Annotated in this window: 1 pseudogene; it reads left to right on the plus strand. The window is 57.5% G+C overall.

The annotated features are described in order from the left end of the window. Positions 1-6: 6 nt before the first annotated feature. Positions 7-587 (plus strand): annotated as a pseudogene (locus tag PDO_RS17220) (IS630 family transposase); the annotation flags it as partial. Positions 588-617: the final 30 nt, after the last annotated feature.

Raw genomic sequence — 617 nt, forward strand, 5'->3', positions numbered from 1 at the left:
TTTTAAAAAAGTTTCCCCGCCGCTGTGGCAGAAATTGCCGCCGGAGCGGCCCAAGGAAGACGCATAGAAATTTGGTACCAAGATGAGGCCCGGATTGGTCAAAAGAACAAGATCACACGTCGCTGGGCAAAGCGAGGCTCAAGGCCATCCGCCCCGCACGACCAGCGAACCCGCTCGGCCTATATCTTTGGCGCCATCTGCCCCAAGCTGGGCAAGGCGGCGGCTCTCGTCATGCCTTGGTGCGATACCCACGCCATGACGCAGCACCTGGCTGAAATCTCCCGGCACGTAACCGATGACGCGCATGCCATCCTCATCATGGACCAGGCCGGCTGGCACATGTCCAACAACCTCGTCATCCCCGGCAACATCTCCATCCTGCCTCTGCCGCCGAAGTCGCCGGAGCTTAACCCGGTCGAAAACCTCTGGCACTTCATGCGCGAAAACTGGCTCTCGAACCGAGTCTTCAAATCATACGACGACATTGTCGATCACTGCTGTGATGCCTGGCGAAAGCTCGAAAGCTCGAAAGCCAGCCATGGCGGATCATGTCCATCGGTCGCAGAGAATGGGCGAATGGGTTCTGATTAATGAGGAGGCGTATTATGGGAGACCTG

The organism is Rhizobium sp. PDO1-076 (genome assembly GCF_000247475.1).
Classification (GTDB): domain Bacteria; phylum Pseudomonadota; class Alphaproteobacteria; order Rhizobiales; family Rhizobiaceae; genus Allorhizobium.